The sequence below is a fragment of the Kitasatospora sp. NPDC087314 genome (genome assembly GCF_044744365.1).
Taxonomy (GTDB): domain Bacteria; phylum Actinomycetota; class Actinomycetes; order Streptomycetales; family Streptomycetaceae; genus Kitasatospora.
On the sequence record NZ_JBIUYE010000001.1, the window covers coordinates 815,281 to 835,718 of the forward strand.

Sequence of the window (20,438 nt, forward strand, 5' to 3'; positions counted from 1 at the left end):
ATTCGACCTGACGGAACGTCAGACCAGGGTGGTGGCGGTGACTCCGGCCGTGACTGCGGCCGCCCGGTCCGGCGCCGGGCAGCCGCAGGAGCGTCGCAGCACCAGTCGCGCGGGGAAGGTCCGCGCACCGGTGGAGCGCCGCTCGGCCCCGCCGAGCACCAGGTCCACCGCGGCGCGGGCCATCTCGTCCTGCGCGGTCGCGACGGTGGTCAGCGCCGGGCCGGCGATCACCGCCTCGGCGATGTCGTCGAAGCCGGCCACCGCCAGCTGCTCCGGCACCCGGATGCCCAGGTCGTCGGCGGCCCGCAGCAGGCCGATCGCCTGGTCGTCCGTCGTGCAGAACACGGCGGACGGCCGGTCGGGCCGCGCCAGCAGGGCGAGCGCCTCGGCGTGCGCCCGGACGCGGTCGAACGGCGCCGGGACGAGCCGGCCCTCGGTCGCCAGCCCGGCCTCGGCCAGGGCGGCGGCCCAGCCGGCCGTCCGCCCGGTGACCGGGTCGTGCGGGCTGAGCGCGAGGGTGCCGCCGAAGCAGTGCACCTCGGCGTGACCGTGTCCGAGCAGGTGCCGGACCACCTCGCGGGCGCCGCCCTCGTCGTCCGCCACCACCGCGACGCCGTCGGCGCTCTCCGCCCGGTGGTGCAGCAGCACGACCGGCGTGCCGTCGCCCACGTCGAAGCCGGTGAGTCCGGGCGTGGCCGGGTCCTGGGTGACCAGGATCAGCCCGTCCACCTGCATGCCGAGGAACGCGCGGATGTAGTGCGCCTCGCGCTCGTCCACGTAGTCGGAGTTGCCGATCAGCAGCAGCCGGCCGTGCTCGGCGGCGGCCTGCTCGACCGCGTGCGCGAGCCCGGCGAAGAACGGCTGGCGGGCGTCCGGTACGACCATGCCGAGCAGGTCGGTCCGCCGTCGCGCCATCGCCTGGGCGACCCGGTTGGGGCGGTAGCCCAGTTCCTCGACCGCCGCGAGCACCCGCGCCCGGGTCGCCGGCGCCACCGGCCGCGGCCCGTCGTTGATCACATAACTCACGACCGCCGTGGACGTCCCCGCCACCCGCGCCACATCGTCCCGTGTCACCCTCACCATGCCCGCGAGCCTACACAGCACCCCCGACCGGCCTGTGTTCCCACCGCCGCCGCCCCGACCGGGCCCTGATCGGCCGCCTGCGGGTGCGGCGCCCGCGGCCCGGCACCGAGGGGGCGGGTCAGGCGCCGCCCGGTGCCGTCCCCGCCGACCGTAGCGCTGGTCGGCACGCCGCGCCCGGACGGGTGAATCCCGCTCAGGACGTGCGGCCCGCTCAGGACGTGTGGTCCGCGGTGACGTCCGCCGAGAGGCCGAGGGCCTGCTCGGCGGGCCGACCGCGCAGCGTCAGCAGGGTCTGGGCGAGCGCGTCGACGGCGGCCAGGTGGGCGAGCCGGCTGGCCGTGGTCTCCAGGCCGAAGACCAGGTCCTGCCCGCCCGCGACCAGGGTGTGGGTGGCCGCCTCGGTGAGCGGCGAGTGGGCGTAGCTGGTGAGCGCGATCACGGACGCCCCGGCCGCGCGGGCCCGGCGTGCGGCATCGATCACCAGCGGGGTGGCGCCGCCGTGGCTGACGGCGAAGCAGACGCCGGCGGGCGGGAGTTGGGCGGCGGCGAGCTGGGCGGCGAGCTGGGCGGTGAGCGGGTCCGCGGGGGCGTCGACGCGCAGGCCGAGCGCGCGCAGCCGGTAGGCGAGGTCGAGGACCACCGCGCCGGACAGTCCGGAGCCGACCAGCACCACCTGGCCGGCGCCGTCCAGCACCTCGGCGGCCGCCCTCAGGTCATCGGCGGTGAGCGTGGCGGTGATCCCGTCCAGGGCCGCGCGGGCGGCCCGCAGGGTGCTGCTCAACCCGCTGCCGGCGGCCTCGGCCTGGCCGTACCTGCTGGCCTCGGTCGCCGTCCAGGTGACGTCGACGGTCCTGCTGCTGCGGGCCTACCAACTGGGCGACTTCGGGCAGATGTACCCGATCGCGCGGGGTTCGGCGCCGCTGCTGGTGGCCCTGCTGTCGGCCACCGTGCTCGGCCGGCACCCGGGCGTGGGCGAGCTGTCGGGCGTGCTGGTGATCTCCTGCGGCCTGATCGGGCTGGCCTTCGCCAAGGGCATACCGGGGCGGGCGCAGCTGCCCGCGCTCGGGGCCGCCGCCGGGACGGGCGTGATGATCGCCGTGTACACGGTGCTGGACGGCAGCGGCGTTCGGCACGCCGGGACGGTCGGAGGCTACGTGGCCTGGCTGTTCCTGCTGCAGGGGCCGACACTGGCGCTCATCGTCTGGGCCCGGCGCGGCCGTTCGCTGCTGACCGGGGTCGGCCGGGTGGTGCCGCTGGGGATCGCGGGCGGGGTGCTCTCGCTGACCGCCTACGGCCTGGTGGTGTGGGCGCAGTCCCGGGGAGACCTGGCGACGATCGCGGCGCTGCGTGAGACCAGCATCGTGATCGCCGCCCTGATCGCCACCGTGGTCTTCCGGGAGCGCCTCGGACGGCTGCGGCTGACCGCCGGCATCACCGTGCTGGCGGGGATCGCCGTCCTGGAACTGGCCCGGCCTTAGGGGATGTTGGATCGTGCCGGGGCCTGCTCCTGCTCCGGCACGATCACGGTCAGCGCGGTGGTCAGCAGCTCGAAGCCCAGCGATGCGTAGAGCCGGCGAGCCGGGTTGCCCTCGGTGACGGCCAACTGGACCTCGGCGAGCCCGCGTTCGGCGGCGTCGGCGACCGTCAGGCGCAGCAGGTCCGCGCCGAGGCCCCGGTAGCCGAGCTCCGGGTGGCGGAAGACGTCGCCGACCCACGGCACGCCGTCGCGGTGGGTGAGGATGAGCCCGGCCACCACCCGGTCGTCCGCGTCCACGGCGAGCAGGCTGGACGGCAGCACCGGCCCGATGACCTCCCCGGCGAGCAGCGGGGTGAGCCGCTCCGCCAGCGCCTGCCGGTCGTCGCCCGCGAAGTGGTCCGGGTGCCCGGGGGCGAACGCGGCCCGCCAGGCCGCGAAAACCTCCTCGGGCGCGCGGTCGCAGGGCACGGCCCGCAGGCCGTCCCGCAGCGGGGCCCCGGCCCAGTCGGCGGGAGGGGCGTCGACGACCAGGTCGCGCCGCATGACGTGGGCGTGCCGGAGCACGGTCGCGCCGTGGTCCAGCAGGGCCCGGCCGAGCTCGGCGGTGCCGGACACCACCCACCCGGCCATCTCGGTACGGACGAACTCCACCGGGTCGGTGCCGCCGCTCCCGTCCACCACCTCCAGCAGGTCGGCCCAGGGCCGACCCGCCCGCTCGCCCGGGAGGTAGCGCACCACCGCCGCGCCCTCGCCGTTCCGTCCGATCACCCAGTCAGTCTCGGTCACACCCAGCTCCGTTCGCACGATCGTTCGTCCGCCGTCATGTTCGGCGAGACCGCGCCCCCGGGCAACCGAATTGCCGGTCCGCCCCCGTTCGTCAGCCCGCCCCCGATCGTCAACCCACCACCGCGGCCCGGACGCAGAGCACGTCCGGCAGGTGGGAGAGCAGCGGCGCCCAGCTCTCGCCCTCGTCGTGGCTGCCGTAGACGTCGCCGGTCCGGTTGCCGAAGTAGATCCCGGCCGGGTCGGCGTCGTCGGTGCGCAGCGCGTCGCGCAGCACGACGCCGTAGTGGTCCTCGCCGGGCAGGCCGTCGGCGAGCGGCTGCCAGCTGGTGCCGCCGTCGGTGGTGCGGAAGATCCGGCAGCGGTGGCCGGGCGGGATGCGGTCGTCCGAACCGCCGAGCGGGAACAGGTAGGCCGTGTCGCCCCGGCGGGGGTGGGCGGCGACGGCGAAGCCGAACTCGGCGGGCAGCCCGTCGACGATGGAGTGCCAGTTCGCGCCCCAGTCGTCGCTGCGGTAGACGCCGCCGTGGTTCTGCAGGTACAGGCGGTCGGGGTGGACCGGATCGGCGGCGATCTTGTGCACGCACTGGCCGAACTCGGGGTACTGGCCCCCCTCCGGGAAGAACTCGGCGCGCAGGCCGGTGTTGGCGGGCTCCCAGCTGTCACCGCCGTCCTTGCTGCGGTAGACGCCGCCGCTGGAGACGGCGACCAGCAGCCGCTGCGGGTCGCGCGGGTCGGTGACGATGGTGTGCAGGCCCTGGCCGCCGTACCCGGCGCCCCACTCGGGCCGCTGCGGGTGGTTCCAGAGCGACTCGACCAGGCTGAAGGTCTCGCCGCCGTCCTCGGACCGGAACAGCGCGGCCGGCTCGGTGCCGGCGTAGACGACGCCGGGGGCCTCCGGGCCGGCCGGTTGGAGCTGCCAGACCCGGGTGAGCGAGGCGCCGGTGGACTCGGGGAAGCGGATCGCCGGCTGCGGCGGCTCGTACCAGGTGGTGCCCAGGTCGTCGGAGCGCCAGACCGACGGCCCCCAGTGGCTGCTGTCGGCGCCGACCAACAGCCGGGTGCGGCCGTCGCGGCGGTCGACGGAGACGGAGTAGATCGCGTTCATCCGGAAGTGCGGCCCGCTGAACTCCCAGTCCAGCCGGTCGCGGCTGCGGCCGAGAAACAGGCCCTTCTCGGTTCCGACGGCCAACAGCACCTCGGTCATATCTCACACCACCTGGTCACGAGCACGGCCCCCCGGGACGGCCCCCGACTGCCAGTGTCCCGCCGTCCACCGGCGGTCACATCTCGCCGCGCCCAGGGGCCGTGTCCTCACCCCCGGTTCACCCCCGGCAGCCCTCCAGCAGCCGCAGCCACACCTCGCTGATCGTCGGGTACGAGGGGACGGCGTGCCAGAGCCGGTCGATCGGCACCTCGCCGACCACCGCGACGGTCGCCGAGTGCAGCAGTTCGGCGACCCCGGGGCCGACCAGGCAGGCGCCGACCAGCACCTCCCGGTCCAGGTCGAAGACCACCCGGGCCCGGCCGCGGTAGCCGTCGCCGTACAGCGAGGCCCCGGCGACGGCACCGAAGTCGTGGTCGACGTTCTTGACCCGCAGCCCGGCCCGCGCGGCGGCCGCCAGGGTCAGGCCGACGGCGGCGACCTCCGGGTGCGTGAACACCACCTGCGGCGCGCCCGCGCTGTCGGCCGACGCGGCGTGCGCGCCCCAGCGGGAGGTGTCCAGCGCACGCCCCTGGGCGCGGGCCACGATCGCGGCGCCGGCGATCCGGGCCTGGTACTTGCCCTGATGGGTGAGCAGCGCCCGGTGGTTGACGTCCCCGGCGGCGTACAGCCACTCGCCGTCGACGCCGAGCACGGTGCAGCTGTCGTCCACGTCCATCCAGTCGCCCGGCTTCAGCCCGACCTGCTCCAGCCCGACGTCGGCGGTGCGCGGGGCCCGCCCGGTCGCGTACAGCACCTCGTCGGCGGTCAGTCGCTCCCCGCCGTCGAGCGTCAGGACGACCGGTCCGGCGCCGTCCGCCCGCTCCAGCGCGGTGACCTCGGTCCCGAAGCGGAGATCGACCCCGGCCTCCCGCAGGCCCTCCGCGACGAGCTCGCCCGCGAACGGTTCCATCCGCGGCAGCAGCTTGTCGCCGCGCACCAGCAGGACCACCTCGGAGCCGAGCGCCCGCCAGGCGGTCGCGAGCTCCACCCCGACCACGCCGCCGCCGACCACCGCCAGGCGGCCGGGCACGGCCGGGGCGGCGGTCGCCTCCCGGTTGGTCCACGGGTGGGCCTCGGCCAACCCCGGCACGCCGGTGGGGAGCACCGGCCGGCTGCCGGTGCACACGGCGACGGCGTGTCGGGCGGTGAGCGTCCGCTCGGTGCCGTCCTCGGCCTCCACGGTGACGGTCCGCACGCCCGCCAGCCGGCCGTGGCCGCGCACCAGCTCGATGCCGGTGTCCCGCAGCCACTGCACCTGGCCGTCGTCGTTCCAGTGCGAGGTGAAGGAGTCCCGCCGGGCCAGCACCGCGGCCGGGTCCAGCGTCCTGTCGCCGACCGCCTCCCGGGAGCCGGCCACGGCGCGGGCGTCGGCCAGCGCGGCCACCGGGCGCAGCAGCGCCTTGCTCGGCATGCAGGCCCAGTACGAGCACTCGCCGCCGACCAGTTCGGCCTCCACGACCACCGTGCGAAGCCCGGCGGCGACCGTCCGGTCGGCGACGTTCTCGCCGGTCGGGCCGGCCCCCAGGACGATGACGTCGTACTCCTCGGGTGTGGTGGTCATGCCCGGTCCTCCGTGGTGTCGATGGCCACCCCGGCCCGCAGGGCGAGGGTGACGGGCGTGCGCTCGCAGGTGTCGAGCAGCCGGGCGCGCTGGGCGTCGTCCAGCGCGCCGGTGAGGGCGACCCTCCGGGAGATCCGCCCGTGGAGGCCGTTCGTCTCGTACCCGAGCCTGACCTGGACGGACTCCAGCGGCCACTTCTTGCGCTCCGCGTACATCCGCAGGGTGATCGCGGTGCAGGAGCCGAGCGAGGCGAGCAGCAGGGCGAACGGCTCCGGCCCGCTGTCCGAGCCGCCGCGCCGCACCGGCTCGTCGGCGGTCAGCGGGTGGGTGCCGGCTTTGACGTCCACGTGGAACGGCGCGTCGGTGCTGCTGCCGGTCACGACGGCGGTGGTGACCCGCTTGAACTCCGGATCGGCGGTGAACGGTTCGGCCGCGCGGCCGGTTTGTTGCTTGCTCATCGGGGGCTCGCTTTCCGCTCGGATCCGGCCTCCCCGCCGGACCGGCGCCGTGCCGCGTGCCCGGCGCCGTGCCCATCCTGCGACGTCAGCCCGGGTTCGCGCAGACGAACACGCAGACGAACCCGCAGTCGAACGCGTAGGCGGGCACGCAGCCGAACACGTCGCGGCGTTCCGGGCTTCGACGGCGGGTCAGAGCGCCGCGAGCTCTGCCAGCACCGCCGCCGTGTCGGCCGGGCGGGAGAACATCGGCCAGTGCCCGGTGGGCAGTTCGCGCAGCTCCCAGTTCGGCCCGTCGAGCCCGGCGAACCACGGGTGGCCGGCCGCGACCATCGCGTGCACCTGGGCGAGCGGGAACGAGCAGGACACCAGCGCCTGGGGGAGCCCGGCCGCGGCGCCGGTCAGCCGCAGCCGATCCCGGTACGCCCCGGCCGGGTGGGGGGTGGCCCGCTCGCGGATCCGGGCCAGCGCGGCCTCGTCCAGGCCCTCCTGGTCGGCGCCGTTGGCGGCGAGGTCGGCCCAGGACGGCATCGGGAGCCGGCCGCCGACCACCGAGGTGTCGGCCAGCGCGCGGTAGTCGGGTCGCCAGATGTCGTACAGCGAACCGCCGTCGATCATCGGGCCGCTGTCCAGGTAGACCACCCGGCGGATCCGCTCCGGCATCCGGTCCGCGACGCCGCCCACCGGGGCGCAGGCGCCGCTGTGCGCGACCAGCACCACCTCCCACAGGTCCTCGCGGACGATCAGGTCGGCCAGCGCGGCGACGTGTTCCGCCAGCCCGATCGGCTCGGCGTCGCCCGCGCGCTCCGCCACCCCCGGCAGGGTCACCGCATGGACGGTGTGCCCGGCGGTGCGCAGCGGCGCGGCGACCTCGTCCCAGGCCCAGGCGCCGAGCCAGAAACCGGGGACCAGTACGAACGTGCTCATGGTGGATCGCTCCTCGTCGTCGGGCAGGACCTCCGTCGCCGACGACTCTAGGATCGAATCAGGACGGATTCCGTCCGGATTGCCGGTCGGGCCCGGAAGAAGGGCGCAGGTCCGGGCGCCGGCGGCGCGGCTCACCGCCTGGAGCCGAACGCGCGAGGAGATAGGGCGTGTCTGACAATTCCCGCCGCGCCGCGAAATGTCAGACACGCCCTAGGGGAGTCGCACTCCCCGGGCCCTGGATCCGGCGGGCTCAGGCCTGGCCCTCGGCCGCCTGCTCCTGCGCCACCTTGCGCTTCACCTCGACCATGTCCAGCTCCCTGGCCTGGCCGATCAGGTCCTCGAACACCGCCTCCGGCAGCGCGCCGGCCTGCGAGAAGACGAGCACGCCCTCGCGGATGATCGCCAGCGTCGGGATCGACTGGATCCCGAACGCGGAGGCGAGCTCCTGCTGCGCCTCGGTGTCCACCTTGGCGAAGACGAGGTCCGAGTGGCGCTCGGCCGCCTTCTCGTAGACCGGGGCGAACTGGCGGCACGGCCCGCACCACCCGGCCCAGAAGTCGATGAAGACGAAGTCCTTGCCCTCCGGGCCGGGGACGATGTCGTCGAAGTTCTCCTTGGTCAGCTCGACCGTGCTGCTCATCTCGCGATTCCTTCCCTTCCGGAGGCGACGCCACAGATCATGTGCTCGCGACAACCGCGCGCCTCGACGGGGTATTCCGACGCCACGCGGGCGGGGCCGGCGCCGCCGTCACGGCCGCGGTGCTCACCACCGGGGCCACGCCCTCCGTCGTGGCCGCCGCCGAGCAGTTCGGCGCCACCGCCCCGGGCGCCGGCGCCCGGCCCGCCATCGGCGTGGACGGCGAACCCCGGGGCAGCCGGACCGCCACTCAACGCGCGGGCGTCCAGGGCCGGTTGACCTGCCATCCGGTCGCCGTCCCGGCGCGCCGCCACGCCTGTGTCACACCGCCGGATCGAGGCCCGGGTGCACCTCGTACGCCTCCAGTCGCTCGATCCGGGCCGGCCCCCGAACGCCGGGCCAGCGCGGGTTCGGTGTGCCCTCGCCGGTCAGGTGCTCCCGCTGCCGGATCCCGCGCCAGCCGACCCGCACGGCCGGCTCGAAGCTGTGCCACCGCGCGCACCGGCGAGTCCGGGTCCGCCTCCAGCAGCCGGGGCGTCCGGGCACTGAGCGTGAGGTGGTGGCAGGTGGCCCGGAAGCCGTAGGGCGCGAAGCAGGTCAGGCAGGTCCGTAGGGCGTCGAGCCGCCGCTGCGGGGAGAGCCGCCCGTCGTGCACGAGCGCCCGGTGCGTCAGAAAGCCGGTTACCGCTGCTCCCCGGCCCAACGTGCGGTCGGCGGCCGGAAGTCCCGAAGGCCCTTCACGTCGTTGCCGTCCGCGATCCGCCGTATCGCCGTGTCCACCGTCACCGGAGGATCATGCCGGACCGGGCGGGCGCACGGTCATGCGGTTTCGCCGGACGCGGTGACTCTGTGCAGCCGGGGGGCAGGAGCGTTCTCCTCGGGCGGCTGCGCCTGCTCTGGTGTTCACGGTGGGTGCGGCGCACTCTGGAGGAGTAACCGATGGAGGTGATCCGCCATGCAGACGCTGGTCGGTTGGCACATCGAGATGGAGTTTCGCGAGGACGGCCCGCGGACGACCGCCGCGGCCATGCTCAGGCTCCGGGACGGCAGCGAACTCCGGGCCCACGGCTACAGCAGCCGCCACCCGTCGGACCCGGAACAGCTGCGGGTGGGCGAGGAGATCGCGGGGGCCCGGGCGCTCAACGACCTGGCTTCGCAACTGCTCACCAAGGCCCACGGCGAGATCCAGGAGGTCAGCCCGGTCCCGACCCACCCACTGACGTGACCGCCCCGCACTCGGACGGCCCCGCCGGACGGGAGTCGTACCGCCCGCGCATCCCGCTGATCTGCCCGCGCTGCGGGCACGAGCAGCGGGTCGTGCCCGGCGGCCCCGACCGGGCGATCAAGGTCGTGCACCTGGCGACCGGACGGGAGGCGTGCGAACCCGACGACCTGGCGAAGGCACCGGACGACGGGCTCTGAGCCGGACGACGGGCTCTGACCGAAACCGCTGCAACGCCGAGTGCCGGGGCCGGCCGCATCCGGCTCGCGGCACTCGACGGGCTCAGACCGACCGGCACATGGTGGGCGGCGTCGCGGCGCCATGTGCCGATCGGGCTCAGTTGACGCAGTACGTCGTCGGCAGCCGCCACTCCGGCCCGACCAGCCGCTGCTCCAGCTCGTTGAGCGTGATCCGGATGCCGACCGTCCCGGCCAGCCCGACCCGGAACCGGCTGCGGGCCAGCGCGATCAGCGCCGTCAGGCCGTACTTGTTGATCAGCGAGGTGCGGTAGCGGGCCGTGGCGTCCGGGTCGCAGAGTCGCGCGTGGGCCGGCACGCTGCGCCCGGTCGGGCGTCCGTGGGCGTCGCAGGGGCCGACCAGCACCCGGGGGCGGCGCCGGATCCGTTCGGCCTCGCCGGAGTGGGCGGGCGTCCAGATGCCGAGCGCGGTGCCGTCGGGCACCACCCAGATCTGCGAGTCCTGCCGCCTGCCGTCCTCGTCGAAGGTGGTGAGCAGGAGGTATCTGCTGTCGGCGAGCTGGTCGGTTCGGTCGTGCACGATGTCCTCCCTCTGGCGTGGGGGACCGGGGGCCGCAGGTCAGTGCCCGTGGCCCTCGGTGATCTCGCGGTACTCCTCGGCGGTGGGCTTGGCGATCCGGGCGTGCTCGCCGTGGAATCCGCGGGACAGCCTCGCACGCGTGCGGGTGAGCACACCTGCGGGGTGGGCGACTTCATTCTCGTCGACCGGGGCCCGCAGTTCGAGGGGGCGGGGCTGCTCGTGTGCCGTGAGCCGGTGCAGTTCGGCGGGCGCGAGCCCGGCGTGTACCTCGGTGAACTCGCCGTGCGGCAGGCGCTTGATGACGCCGGTCTCGCGCCCGTGCAGCACCTTGTCACGGTCGCGCCGCTGCAGGCCCAGGCACCAGCGCTTGGTGATGACGAAGACGGCCACCGGGACGACGAAGAAGCCGATCCGCACCGCGTAGGTGATCGCGTTGAGCGACAGGTGCAGGTGGGTGGCGATGAGGTCGTTGCCGCCGCCGGCCAGCATCACCAGGTAGAGGCTGATCCAGGCGGCGCCGAGCGCGGTGCGGACGGGCGCGTTGCGCGGCCGGTCCAGCAGGTGGTGTTCACGCCGGTCGTCGGTCACCCAGCCCTCGATGAACGGGTAGACCGCGATCGCGCCCAGGATCACCGGGAACAGCGTGAACGGGATCAGCACGCCGAGGTTGAGGGTGTGCCCCCAGAGCCCGACCTCCCAACCGGGCATCACCCGGATCAGGCCCTCGGCGAAGCCCATGTACCAGTCGGGCTGCGCGTCGGTGGAGACCTGGTCGGGGCGGTAGGGGCCGTACGCCCAGATCGGGTTGATGGTGGCGACGGCCGCCATCAGCGCGACGATACCGAAGACCAGGAAGAAGAACCCGCCGGCCTTGGCCAGGTAGACCGGCATCAGGGGCATGCCGACGACGTTCTTCTCGGTCCTCCCGGGCCCTGCCCACTGGGTGTGCTTGTGGTAGAAGACCAGGATCAGGTGCGCGACCAGCAGCCCGAGCATGATGCCGGGGACGAGCAGCACGTGGATGGTGAAGAACCTCGGGATGATGTCGTGCCCGGGGAACTCCCCGCCGAACAGGAACATCTGGACGTAGGTGCCGACCAGCGGCAGCGCCAGCACCACGCCCTCGACGAACCGGATGCCGGTGCCCGACAGCAGGTCGTCCGGGAGCGAGTAGCCGAAGAAGCCGTCCAGCAGGCCCAGGAACAGCAGCAGGAAGCCGAAGACCCAGTTGACCTCGCGCGGCTTGCGGAACGCGCCGGTGAAGAACACCCGCATCATGTGCACGAACATCGCGGCGACGAAGACCAGCGCCGCCCAGTGGTGGATCTGCCGGATCAGCAGACCGCCGCGGACCTCGAAGCTGATGTCCACGGTCGAGGCGTAGGCCTGCGACATGGGCACGCCCTTGAGCGGGACGTACGAGCCGTCGTAGATCACCTCGCCCATGGAGGGCTTGAAGAACAGGGTCAGCCAGACGCCGGTCAGGATGATGATCAGGAAGGTGTACAGGCAGATCTCGCCCAGCATGAAGGACCAGTGGTCCGGGAAGATCTTGCGCAGGTTGGCCCTGGCCAGGGTGTGGATCCCCAGTCGGCCGTCCGCCCAGTCGGCGGCCCGCCGCCCCCGCCCTGGGCTCTGATTCCCGGTCATGTGCACGCACCTCGGTCGAAAGGAAGCGGGGATCATTCCCCGTTTTCGCTGAGGCCACCATAATCGGGGAATGATCCCCGCTTCTACCCGGGGTGGCTGTGATCCCGACGGTGATGTGCCCGGACCCGGACCCGGCCCGGAACGGCGAGTGCCCCGGAACGGCGAACGGCCCGTCCGGTGTCCCAGGACACCGGACGGGCCGCGTACGCACCCGAGTAACCCGCAGGCGTCAGTGCACCAGCACCGGCACCTCGTCGCTCTTCGCCGCCCCGGCACCCGAGCCCGCCGTCGCGTCGGGGCGACCGGCGTTGATGAGGGTGAAGGCGATCGCGGAGGCCGCCACCAGGATCCCGAAGGACACCCAGATCGCGGTCGTGAAGCCGTGCACCATGCCCTGGAACTGCAGCGCCTGGGCGGCCTTCGGCGATGCGGCGGCCGCGGCGGTCGCGTGCGAGGTCAGCCAGCTCGTGGTGGCGCTGGCCGCGATGGTGTTCAGCAGCGCGGTGCCGATGGCGCCGCCGACCTGCTGCGAGGTGTTGACCATCGCGGAGGCCACCCCCGCGTCGCGCGGCTGGACGCCGTGCGTGGCCAGGCTCATGGCCGGCATGAACGCGGTGCCCATGCCGAGGCCCATCAGGACCAGGCCGGGCAGGATCAGCATCGGGTAGGAGGTGTCCAGGCCGATGTTGCTCAGCAGCAGCATGCCGATCGAGGCGACCAGGAAGCCGGGGGCCATCAGGAAGCGCGCCGGGACGCGGGTCATCAGCCGGGCGCCGATCTGGGTCGAGCCGGTGATCATGCCCGCCACCATCGGCAGGAACGCCACACCGGTCAGCACCGGGCTGTAGCCGCGCACGATCTGCAGGTAGTAGGTCAGGAACAGGAACAGGCCGAACATGCCGATCACGGCCAGGCCGAGCGACAGGTACACCCCGCCGCGGTTGCGGTCCAGCACCACGCGCAGCGGCAGCAGCGGGGCCTTGACCCTGAGCTCCACCAGGACGAAGGCGGTCAGCAGCACGGCGGCCGCGACGAACAGTGCCAGCGTGCTCCCGGCCGTCCAGCCGTTGGACTCGGCGCGGGTGAAGCCGTACACCAGGGAGACCAGGCCGGTGGTCACCAGCAGCACGCCGGGGACGTCCAGCCGGTTGCGGTTGCGGCCCGCGGCGGGCTCGCGGATCACCAGGACGGCGCCCGCGGCGGCGACGATGGCGAACGGAACGTTGACGAAGAAGGTCCAGCGCCAGTTCATGTACTCGGTCAGCAGGCCGCCGAGGATCAGACCGATCGCGCCACCGCCACCGGCGATCGCGCCGTAGATGCCGAAGGCCTTGGCGCGCTCCCTGGCCTCGGTGAAGGTCACGGCGAGCAGCGACAGCGCGGCCGGCGCGAGCAGCGCGCCGAACACGCCCTGCAGGGCGCGGGCGCCGAGCAGCATCGCGGTGTTGGCCGCGGCGCCGCCGAGCGCGGAGGCGAGCGCGAAGCCGGTCAGGCCGACCACGAAGGTCCGCTTGCGGCCCCAGAGGTCCGCGATCCGGCCGCCGAACAGCAGCAGGCCGCCGAATGCCAGCGCGTAGGCCGTGATCACCCACTGGCGGTTGCCGTCGGAAATGCCCAGGTCCTTCTGGGCGGACGGCAGGGCGATGTTCACGATGGTGGCGTCCAGGACGACCATCAGCTGGGCGAGGCCGATGAATATCAGCGCCTTCCAGCGCCGGGGATCGGGCAGTGTCGCCGGTCGGGCGTCGGTTTCAGGCATGGAGGTGCTCACTTCGGGGTGCGTGGTGTGCGAGAACGGTCAATCGCCGTACGGGGACGGCTGGTCGCCGTACGGGGCCTCGGTGCGTGGGTCGGTGCGTGGCGTGCGGGATCGGCTCCTGGCGGGCCGGCGCTGCGTCCGGCGTGATGGCCGGTGCGTCCGAGTCGGTGCTCGGGGTCGGTGCTCCGGGCGGTCAGGAGGGCGGGTCGGTCAGTGGTGGTGCCGCTGGTCGGTCAGTGGTGGGGTCGGAGGTCCTCGAAGGTCGCGGCCCGGCCGGGCAGGACCGAACGGGCCGGCGCGCGCAGGCCGTCCAGGAGCAACTGCAGGTGCCGGTGGACGAAGTCGTCGAGCAGATGGCAGGAGGTCCCCGGCAGCGGCCGGGTCAGCTGGCTGATCGCGATGAACAGGTCACCGTGGTCGACGTCCGACCGTAGCTCACCCGCCGCCCGGGCGCGTTCCATCAGGCCGCTCACGGCGGTCGTCAGGCGTTCGCGGGTTTCGGCCAGGTCCGCGTCGAAGGGGTCGACGTGGTTGGTGAACAGCGGGCAGAGCGCGCCGACCTTCTCCGCGACGGTCGCGTGCGCGAACCGCTGCAGAGCGTCGAACGGACCGCTGCCGTCAGGAGTGTCCGCCTCCGCCGTCGCCGTCTCGGCGAGGGCCAGGATGCGGTTCTTGACGAGCAGTGCCACCTCGCGGATCAGCGCCGCGCGGTCCGGGAAGTTCCGGTACAGCGTGGCGTTGCCGACCCCGGCCCGCTTCGCGATCTCGTCCAGCGGCACGTCCGGGCCGTGTTCGACGAAGGCGTCGCGGGCCGCCAGGACGATCCGTTCCCGGTTGCGGGTCGCGTCGGCGCGCAGCTTGGGCGCGCGGACGGTCTCCACGGGACGGACCGGCTCGGTGGCGGCGGTGGTCACGGCGACTGCTCCTTCAGGATACCGGGGAAATTCTCCCCGCTTGTGCCTACGAAAGAGCAAACGGGGATTCCATCCCCGGAAATTTCGGCTTTCGCCGTGACGTGGGTCACGTTTCGGTTTCGCCGGCGCCGGACGGGTCGAGGCTGCCCTCCAGCCCGACGGCGTGCGCGACCAGAGCGCCCGGATCCTCCCGTTCGGCACGACGGTCCACCTGCCCGAGCCGGTGGGGATCCCGTTGGACACCGAGCCGCCGAAGAACTGGGTGCGCTGATCCCGGCCATGCCTCCCGGTGGGCGCTGGGCCCGTCGGCCTAGGCTGAGGGCGTCCCGGGCGGCCGGTGGGCCGTGGGAGTCGGGAGGGGCCCGGCGGCCGGGTGGCGAGGAGGTCCGCGATGGGCAGCGGTGAGACCGCCAAGGTGCGCTGCGTGGCGGCCGTTCCGTGCTGGGTGAGCCTGACGGCCCGGGATCTGGAGGGGGCGAAGGCGTTCTACGGGCCGCTGCTCGGTTGGGAGTTCGAGCCGGGGTCGGACCGCTTCGGTCCGTACGTGCACGCGGTGACCGGCGGGGAGGCGGTGGCCGGGCTGGGGACCGCGGGCGATGACTGGGCGATGCCGGTGGCGTGGACCAGCTACTTCGGGACGGAGAGCGCGGACGCCGCCGCCGACGCGGTGCGCGAGCGCGGCGGGACCCTGGCGGTGGGCCCGCTGACCTTCGACGCCGACCGGGTCGCCTTCGCGGCGGACCCGGCCGGGGCGGTGTTCGGCATCTGGGAGGGCCCGCTGGGCCGGGCCCGGCGGCTGGACCTGCCGGGCGCGCCGGTGTGGATCGAGCTGCGCACGCCGGACCCGTTCGCGGCGGCGCTGTTCTACGGCCAGGTGTTCCGTTGGGACGGCCGGGACCCGGAGCGGTTCGACGTGCGCTGGGAGCACGACCGCGTGGTGCTGCGGGCGGAGGGGCACAGTGTCGCGGCGCTGGCACGGGAGCAGGCGGGCGGTGCGGCGGGGCTGTCGCCGCACTGGGAGGTGTCCTTCGCCGTCCCGGACGCCGACCGGGCGCTCGCCCGGGCCGTGGAGCTGGGTGGTTCGGTGCTGGGTCCCGCCTTCGACTCCCCGTACGGGCGGGTGGCCCGGTTGCGGGACCGGGAGGGCGGCCGGTTCGCGGTGATCAGCCCGAAGAACTGACGCTCACGGCCCCGCCTCGGCACTCTCCGCACTCTCGGCGGCTTTCGGGGCTTCCCCGGACTCCCCGACCCTCCCGGCATCCCCGGCATCCGCTGCTTCCCCGACCCTCCCGGCTCCCCCGGACTCCCCGGCTTCCGCGGCTCCCCTGACCCTCCCGGCTTCCCCGGCATCCGCGGTTTCCGCCCGTTCGGCCCGCAGCCGGTCGCCGAGCGCCGCCCGGGCGGCGGCGGGTACGGCCTTGCGGGCGGCCGGGAAGAGCCGCTTCTCCTCGTCGGCGAGGTGCCGCCGGAGGGTGTCGGCGAGGCCGCGCAGCAGGGTGTCGAAGGCCGGGTCGGCCGGGTCGAGTCCCTGCAGGTCGGAGAGGTACTGCCCGATCGCCAGGTGCTCGTGGATGCTGCCGAACACCAGCGCCCCGCCGTCCGGCGCGTCGTGCTGCACGAGCGGGAAGAGGTGCTCCTCTTCGGCCGCGCAGTGGGTGAACAGCAGGTCGGTCAGCCGGGCCAGCAGGTCGGCGCGCTCGGCGCCGCCGGCGGGCGCCCGCTCGACCTGGTCGAGCAGCTCGGTGACCGCCCGGTGGTCGGCGGTGAACTCGCCGAGGATGTCCGGCCTGCGGTTCATGGCGGGCCCGCCTCTCGCACGGAATACGGCCCCCCACTCCTTCCAGTATCCGGCGTCGGGCGGCGTACCCGGCCGGCGGTGGGGCGGCCCTGCGACCGTGCCCGGGGTGGCCCGCGAGGGGAAGCCGCAGGTCAGGGCCGGTCGTGCCGCCCGGTGAGGGCGAGCAGGCGGGTCTGCGGATCGGCGTCGTCGGCGACCGGCAGGGGTGGGTCGAACAGGCCGCTGCCGGAGAGGTCCCCGTAGCCGGCGAACTCGCCCAGGGCGAAGTCGACGAGCCGTGCCGGGAGCCGGGTGCGGCGCCCGATGCCCTTGGCCAGGTCCCAGGCGTGGATGACGAGGTCGGTGGTGAGCTGGTCCAGGTAGTACTGGCCGGAGACGTTCCCGAAGGAGAGGTGGACGGTGAGCGAGGTGGCGCCGGGGACGGCGAAGGCCTCCCGGGCGGCGTCGGCGGCGCCGGTCCAGGCGGCGAGCGGGTCGTCGCCGAGGACGTCGCCGTCGAAGCGGCCGCCGACCTCGGAGATGGTGGCGCCCGTCAGCAGCTCGGGGATCCACAGTTGTTCGGCGGTGAGGTGGTTGACGAGGTCGCGGACGGACCAGTCGGCGCACGGCGTGGGGGCGTCCCACTGGGCCGCGGCGATCAGCCGGACGCGTTCGCCGAAGGCGGCGAGGGCTTCGAGGTAGGGCGTGCCGGGTTCCGCGGCCCGCTGGTGTTGCCTGCGTTGAGCCATGTCTCCACCCTGCCCCGGGCGGGGCCCGGCCCGCGAGTCGCCTACGGCCCGTCAGTTGTTCAAATTCGAACTCCGGGGTACGGTCGAGGAGCGGCCGGTTCAAATTTGAACAACAGCTGCGGGCGACCCCGCCCGGCCGCGCCACCACACCCCTACGACCGACCCCGATCGATGGAGACGCGCATGCCGAGCAGCAGCCCGAGCACGACCGCCCCCACCACCACCGTCCTCCCGGGCCGGGCGACCCCCGAGTCCGCGACGACCTCCCCGCACGCCTACGACGCCGGACTCCTGCTCCTGCGCCTGGCCCTCGGCCTGACCATGGCCGCGCACGGCAGCCAGAAGTTGTTCGGCTGGTTCGGCGGCGGCGGGATCGACGGCACCGGTCAGTTCTTCACCATGAGCGGCTATCCGGCGGGCAACGCCATGGCCGTGGTCGCCGGCCTCACCGAGACGCTCGGTGGACTCGCCCTCGCCGTCGGCCTGTTGACCCCGCTGGCGGGCGCCGCGATCGTCGGCACGATGGTCAACGCGCTCGCCGTCACCTGGGGCGGCGGCTTCTTCGCCCCGAAGGGCAGCGAGTACGAGCTGCTGCTCACGGCGGCCGCCGCCGCGCTCGCCCTGACGGGCCCGGGCCGCTACGCCGTGGACCGCTTCCTGCCCGTGCTGCGCGCCCACCGACTGGCGTACGGCGCGGCGGCAGTGCTGGTCGGCCTGGTGACGGCCGGCGTCATCCTGCTGCTCCGGAAGTAGCCGAGCGGGGCGTCAACCCCCAAGCGCAGGGGCCGTGGTGGCGATTCGCCATCACGGCCCCTGCTTCGTTCCCCCACGAATCGCTCACAGGAGCGGGGCTATCCAACGTCATGTGATGTGTGCCATGGTACATGTCACACTCCCCACCGTGTGCACGACGGAACCGCCCCACGCGGCGCCGTCGCCAACGGTCCTCACCACCCCACCGGCCGCACCCCCAATGCGACCGACGACGGCCCGGAGGCCCCCACGTGAGTTCCGCGCGTCTGCTGCGACTCCCGCAGCTGGCAAGGCTGTTAATACTCGCCCTGACCATGTTCCTGACGATCGGCCTGTTCGCCCCGCAGAGCAAGGCCGCCCCCGCCGCCGCCCCCGGCGGCGCGTCCGCCCCCACCACCCCCGCCGGACCGGCGCCGCAGCCCGCCGTCGGCGCCCCCGAACGCGGCCACACCGACCGGCAGTTCGCCTCTGCCGACCAGCGCGCCCCGCTCCCGCTCGACACCCGGCCGGCCGAGGCCCGGCCGACCGCCAAGGCCTTCGCCCTCGGCGCGGCGGCCGCGCAGCCCTGCAATGTCAGCGACTTCACCGGCCGGACGGGCGGCGACCTGGTCCAGCACATCAAGGCCGCCGACATCCAGTGCATCAACGGGCTCTTCCCGCTCACCGGCGCGGACGCGAGGGGCGCGTTCCGTGAGGAGCAGATGACCACCGTGGCGTACGCGCTGCGCGACGCGGCGGGTGCCTACCCGGGCGACGACAGCACGTCCGTCCACCAGCTGGTGCTCTACCTGCGCGCCGGGTACTTCGCGCAGTGGTACCACAAGGACGACGTCGGCACCTACGGCACCGCCCTCCAGACGGCGATCCGTTCCGGGCTGGACGCCTTCTTCGGCAGCGCGCACGTGCGGGACGTCGCCGCGGGCAACGCACCCATCCTGGGCGAGGCCGTCACCCTGATCGACAGCGCGCAGGAGAACATCCGCTACCTCTCGGTGGTCAAGCAGCTGCTGAACGACTACAGCAGCGCCACCTGGAACCCGGCCGGCATGGCCTGGGCGGTGAACCCGGTCTTCACGGTGCTGTTCCGCGGCCACCAGGTGACCGGCTTCGACGCGGCCGTCGAGGCCGACCCGAGCGTGCTGGACGCGCTGTCCGGCTTCGCGGCCCGCAACAACGACCAGCTCGGCGGCGACTTCGGCGTGCTGGTCTACAACGCGGCCAAGGAGTTGACCCGCTTTCTGAAGGACCCGGCGCTCCAGGCCAAGGTCCGTCCGCTCGCCAAGGCGCTGGTTGCGCAGTCCGCGCCGAACGGCCGCACCGTCTACCAGTGGGCCGCGGTCGCGGACGGGGTCGGCTACTACGACGCCGCCAACTGCGCGTACTACGGCACCTGCAACGCCGCCGACCAGCTCAAGGCGGGCGTGCTGACGGTCAACTACACCTGCAGCCCGAGCATCAAGCTGATCGCCCAGGCGCTGGACAACACCCAGCTGGGCACCGCCTGCAGCAGCCTGACCGGCCAGGACGCGTACTTCCACTCGGTGGTCCGCGACAACGGCCCGGTCAAGGACGACGGCAACACCACGATCGAGGTCGTGGTCTTCCACTCCTCCTTGGACTACCAGGTGCTGGCCGCGGCCATCTACGGCATCGACACCAACAACGGCGGTATGTACCTGGAGGGCGACCCGGCCAAGGCCGGCAACCAGCCGCGCTTCCTCTGCTACGAGGCCGAGTGGGCCCGCCCGTCGTTCGAGATCTGGAACCTCAACCACGAGTACACCCACTACCTCGACGGCCGGTTCGACATGTACGGCGACTTCAACGCCGGCATGACCACCCCGACCGTCTGGTGGGTCGAGGGCTTCGCCGAGTACGTCTCCTACTCGTACCGCAAGGTGACCAACGACGGCGCCATCGCGGCGGCCGCCCGGCACACCTACAAGCTGAGCGACCTCTTCGACACCGCCTACGGTGACCAGGACCGGGTCTACCGCTGGGGCTACCTCGCCGTCCGCTACATGCTGGAGCAGCACCGCTCCGACATGGACGCCGTCCTCGCCAAGTACCGCGTGGGCGACTGGAACGGTGCCCGCACCCTGCTCAAGACCACCATCGGCACCCGCTACGACGCCGGCTTCGACAGCTGGCTGACCGCGTGCGCCAACGGCGCCTGCGCCGACGGGGGCGGCACGCCCACCCAGCCGCAGCTGCCGGAGTGCGCCGGCACCGACATCCGCAAGCTGGACGCCAACTGCGCCCGCAGCAACCTCGCGGCGACCACCGGCAACTACGCGCACTTCTACCTCCTGGTGCCGGCCGGCACCAAGCAGGTGAAGATCACCAGCAGCGGCGGCACCGGCAACGGCGACCTCTACTACAGCCCGGGCAGCTGGGCGTACACCAACGCCTACACCACGCGCTCGGCGGGGCCGGACAACTCCGAGACCCTGACCGTGACCAACCCGCCGGCCGGCTACGTCTACTTCAGCCTCTACGCCCAGCAGGGCTTCAGCGGGGTGACCGTCACGAGCGAATTCTGACCGGACGCCGTCGAGCGACCGAATACGGACAGGTGACCGCCCCGGCGGAGCGCTACGGCGCCCCGCCGGGGCGGGTCCGTGCCCGGGGCCGATGGGGCGGGTCCGTGCCCGGGGCCGATGGGGTGGATCCGGGGCCGTGCCCGCGGCCACCGGGCAGGGCCGGA

Annotated in this window: 20 protein-coding genes; 6 read left to right on the plus strand and 14 right to left on the minus strand. The window is 73.5% G+C overall.

The annotated features are described in order from the left end of the window. Window positions 1-18: 18 nt before the first annotated feature. Entirely contained in the window at window positions 19-1,083 is a 1,065-nt protein-coding gene (locus tag ACIO5E_RS03765) for a LacI family DNA-binding transcriptional regulator (protein ID WP_400663278.1), read from the minus strand. Between the two features lie 211 nt (window positions 1,084-1,294). After that, complete coding sequence (locus ACIO5E_RS03770) at window positions 1,295-1,864, minus strand: SIS domain-containing protein (protein ID WP_400663281.1); 570 nt, start codon at window positions 1,862-1,864, stop codon at window positions 1,295-1,297. On the opposite strand from ACIO5E_RS03770, the gene ACIO5E_RS03775 reads away from it, so the two are divergent. Continuing rightward, window positions 1,854-2,561, plus strand: a complete 708-nt coding sequence (locus ACIO5E_RS03775; protein WP_400663284.1) for an EamA family transporter — start codon at window positions 1,854-1,856, stop codon at window positions 2,559-2,561. The genes ACIO5E_RS03770 and ACIO5E_RS03775 overlap by 11 nt on opposite strands. On the opposite strand, the gene ACIO5E_RS03780 is transcribed toward ACIO5E_RS03775, so the two are convergent. The 6 genes from ACIO5E_RS03780 to ACIO5E_RS03805 form a co-directional block, all read right to left on the minus strand. After that, complete coding sequence (locus tag ACIO5E_RS03780) at window positions 2,558-3,346, minus strand: GNAT family N-acetyltransferase (protein WP_400663286.1); 789 nt, start codon at window positions 3,344-3,346, stop codon at window positions 2,558-2,560. The two genes, ACIO5E_RS03775 and ACIO5E_RS03780, sit on opposite strands and share 4 nt — an antisense overlap. A gap of 109 nt (window positions 3,347-3,455) precedes the next feature. Continuing rightward, window positions 3,456-4,550, minus strand: coding sequence for a WD40/YVTN/BNR-like repeat-containing protein (locus tag ACIO5E_RS03785; RefSeq protein ID WP_400663289.1), 1,095 nt, complete (start codon window positions 4,548-4,550; stop codon window positions 3,456-3,458). Window positions 4,551-4,668: 118 nt separating this feature from the next. After that, the gene (locus tag ACIO5E_RS03790; RefSeq protein WP_400663292.1) at window positions 4,669-6,111 is read right to left on the minus strand and encodes a dihydrolipoyl dehydrogenase family protein; all 1,443 of its coding nucleotides are present in this window, start codon (window positions 6,109-6,111) and stop codon (window positions 4,669-4,671) included. Continuing rightward, window positions 6,108-6,569 carry an OsmC family protein gene (locus tag ACIO5E_RS03795; protein WP_400663295.1) on the minus strand — a complete coding sequence of 154 codons (462 nt, stop codon included), beginning with the start codon at window positions 6,567-6,569 and terminating at the stop codon, window positions 6,108-6,110. Before ACIO5E_RS03795 ends, ACIO5E_RS03790 begins: the two co-directional genes overlap by 4 nt. 189 nt (window positions 6,570-6,758) lie before the next feature. Then, window positions 6,759-7,493 (minus strand): alpha/beta fold hydrolase, encoded by a 735-nt coding sequence (locus ACIO5E_RS03800; protein WP_400663298.1) that lies wholly within the window; start codon window positions 7,491-7,493, stop codon window positions 6,759-6,761. A gap of 250 nt (window positions 7,494-7,743) precedes the next feature. Beyond that, a complete protein-coding gene (locus ACIO5E_RS03805; RefSeq protein ID WP_400663453.1) occupies window positions 7,744-8,169 on the minus strand; it encodes a thioredoxin family protein in 426 nt (141 codons plus the stop codon). A gap of 916 nt (window positions 8,170-9,085) precedes the next feature. Between ACIO5E_RS03805 and ACIO5E_RS03810 the strand changes: the two genes are divergently transcribed. Both ACIO5E_RS03810 and ACIO5E_RS03815 read left to right on the plus strand, forming a co-directional pair. Next, window positions 9,086-9,355 (plus strand): DUF1876 domain-containing protein, encoded by a 270-nt coding sequence (locus ACIO5E_RS03810; protein ID WP_280674142.1) that lies wholly within the window; start codon window positions 9,086-9,088, stop codon window positions 9,353-9,355. Next, window positions 9,352-9,552 (plus strand): hypothetical protein, encoded by a 201-nt coding sequence (locus ACIO5E_RS03815; RefSeq protein ID WP_400663301.1) that lies wholly within the window; start codon window positions 9,352-9,354, stop codon window positions 9,550-9,552. The genes ACIO5E_RS03810 and ACIO5E_RS03815 overlap by 4 nt, the downstream gene beginning before the upstream one ends. 136 nt (window positions 9,553-9,688) lie before the next feature. Here the strand turns inward: ACIO5E_RS03815 and ACIO5E_RS03820 are convergent, their stop codons facing one another. From ACIO5E_RS03820 to ACIO5E_RS03835, 4 genes are all read right to left on the minus strand, one after another. Next, complete coding sequence (locus ACIO5E_RS03820) at window positions 9,689-10,129, minus strand: PPOX class F420-dependent oxidoreductase (RefSeq protein ID WP_348534049.1); 441 nt, start codon at window positions 10,127-10,129, stop codon at window positions 9,689-9,691. Between the two features lie 39 nt (window positions 10,130-10,168). Beyond that, window positions 10,169-11,779: a cytochrome bc complex cytochrome b subunit gene (locus tag ACIO5E_RS03825; RefSeq protein ID WP_400663305.1), complete on the minus strand. Its 1,611-nt coding sequence runs from the start codon at window positions 11,777-11,779 to the stop codon at window positions 10,169-10,171. Between the two features lie 229 nt (window positions 11,780-12,008). Further along, complete coding sequence (locus ACIO5E_RS03830) at window positions 12,009-13,538, minus strand: MFS transporter (protein ID WP_400663308.1); 1,530 nt, start codon at window positions 13,536-13,538, stop codon at window positions 12,009-12,011. A 233-nt stretch (window positions 13,539-13,771) separates the two neighbouring features. Continuing rightward, complete coding sequence (locus tag ACIO5E_RS03835) at window positions 13,772-14,452, minus strand: TetR/AcrR family transcriptional regulator (protein ID WP_400663311.1); 681 nt, start codon at window positions 14,450-14,452, stop codon at window positions 13,772-13,774. A 391-nt stretch (window positions 14,453-14,843) separates the two neighbouring features. Between ACIO5E_RS03835 and ACIO5E_RS03840 the strand changes: the two genes are divergently transcribed. Continuing rightward, window positions 14,844-15,632 carry a VOC family protein gene (locus tag ACIO5E_RS03840; RefSeq protein ID WP_400663314.1) on the plus strand — a complete coding sequence of 263 codons (789 nt, stop codon included), beginning with the start codon at window positions 14,844-14,846 and terminating at the stop codon, window positions 15,630-15,632. A 3-nt stretch (window positions 15,633-15,635) separates the two neighbouring features. Here the strand turns inward: ACIO5E_RS03840 and ACIO5E_RS03845 are convergent, their stop codons facing one another. Beyond that, the gene (locus ACIO5E_RS03845) at window positions 15,636-16,250 is read right to left on the minus strand and encodes a hemerythrin domain-containing protein (protein ID WP_400663317.1); all 615 of its coding nucleotides are present in this window, start codon (window positions 16,248-16,250) and stop codon (window positions 15,636-15,638) included. 131 nt (window positions 16,251-16,381) lie between these two features. Then, window positions 16,382-16,978 carry a TIGR03086 family metal-binding protein gene (locus ACIO5E_RS03850; RefSeq protein WP_400663318.1) on the minus strand — a complete coding sequence of 199 codons (597 nt, stop codon included), beginning with the start codon at window positions 16,976-16,978 and terminating at the stop codon, window positions 16,382-16,384. Window positions 16,979-17,161: 183 nt separating this feature from the next. On the opposite strand from ACIO5E_RS03850, the gene ACIO5E_RS03855 reads away from it, so the two are divergent. Next, entirely contained in the window at window positions 17,162-17,731 is a 570-nt protein-coding gene (locus ACIO5E_RS03855) for a DoxX family protein (protein ID WP_400663321.1), read from the plus strand. A 314-nt stretch (window positions 17,732-18,045) separates the two neighbouring features. After that, entirely contained in the window at window positions 18,046-20,274 is a 2,229-nt protein-coding gene (locus ACIO5E_RS03860; protein WP_400663324.1) for a M9 family metallopeptidase, read from the plus strand. Window positions 20,275-20,438 lie beyond the last annotated feature (164 nt).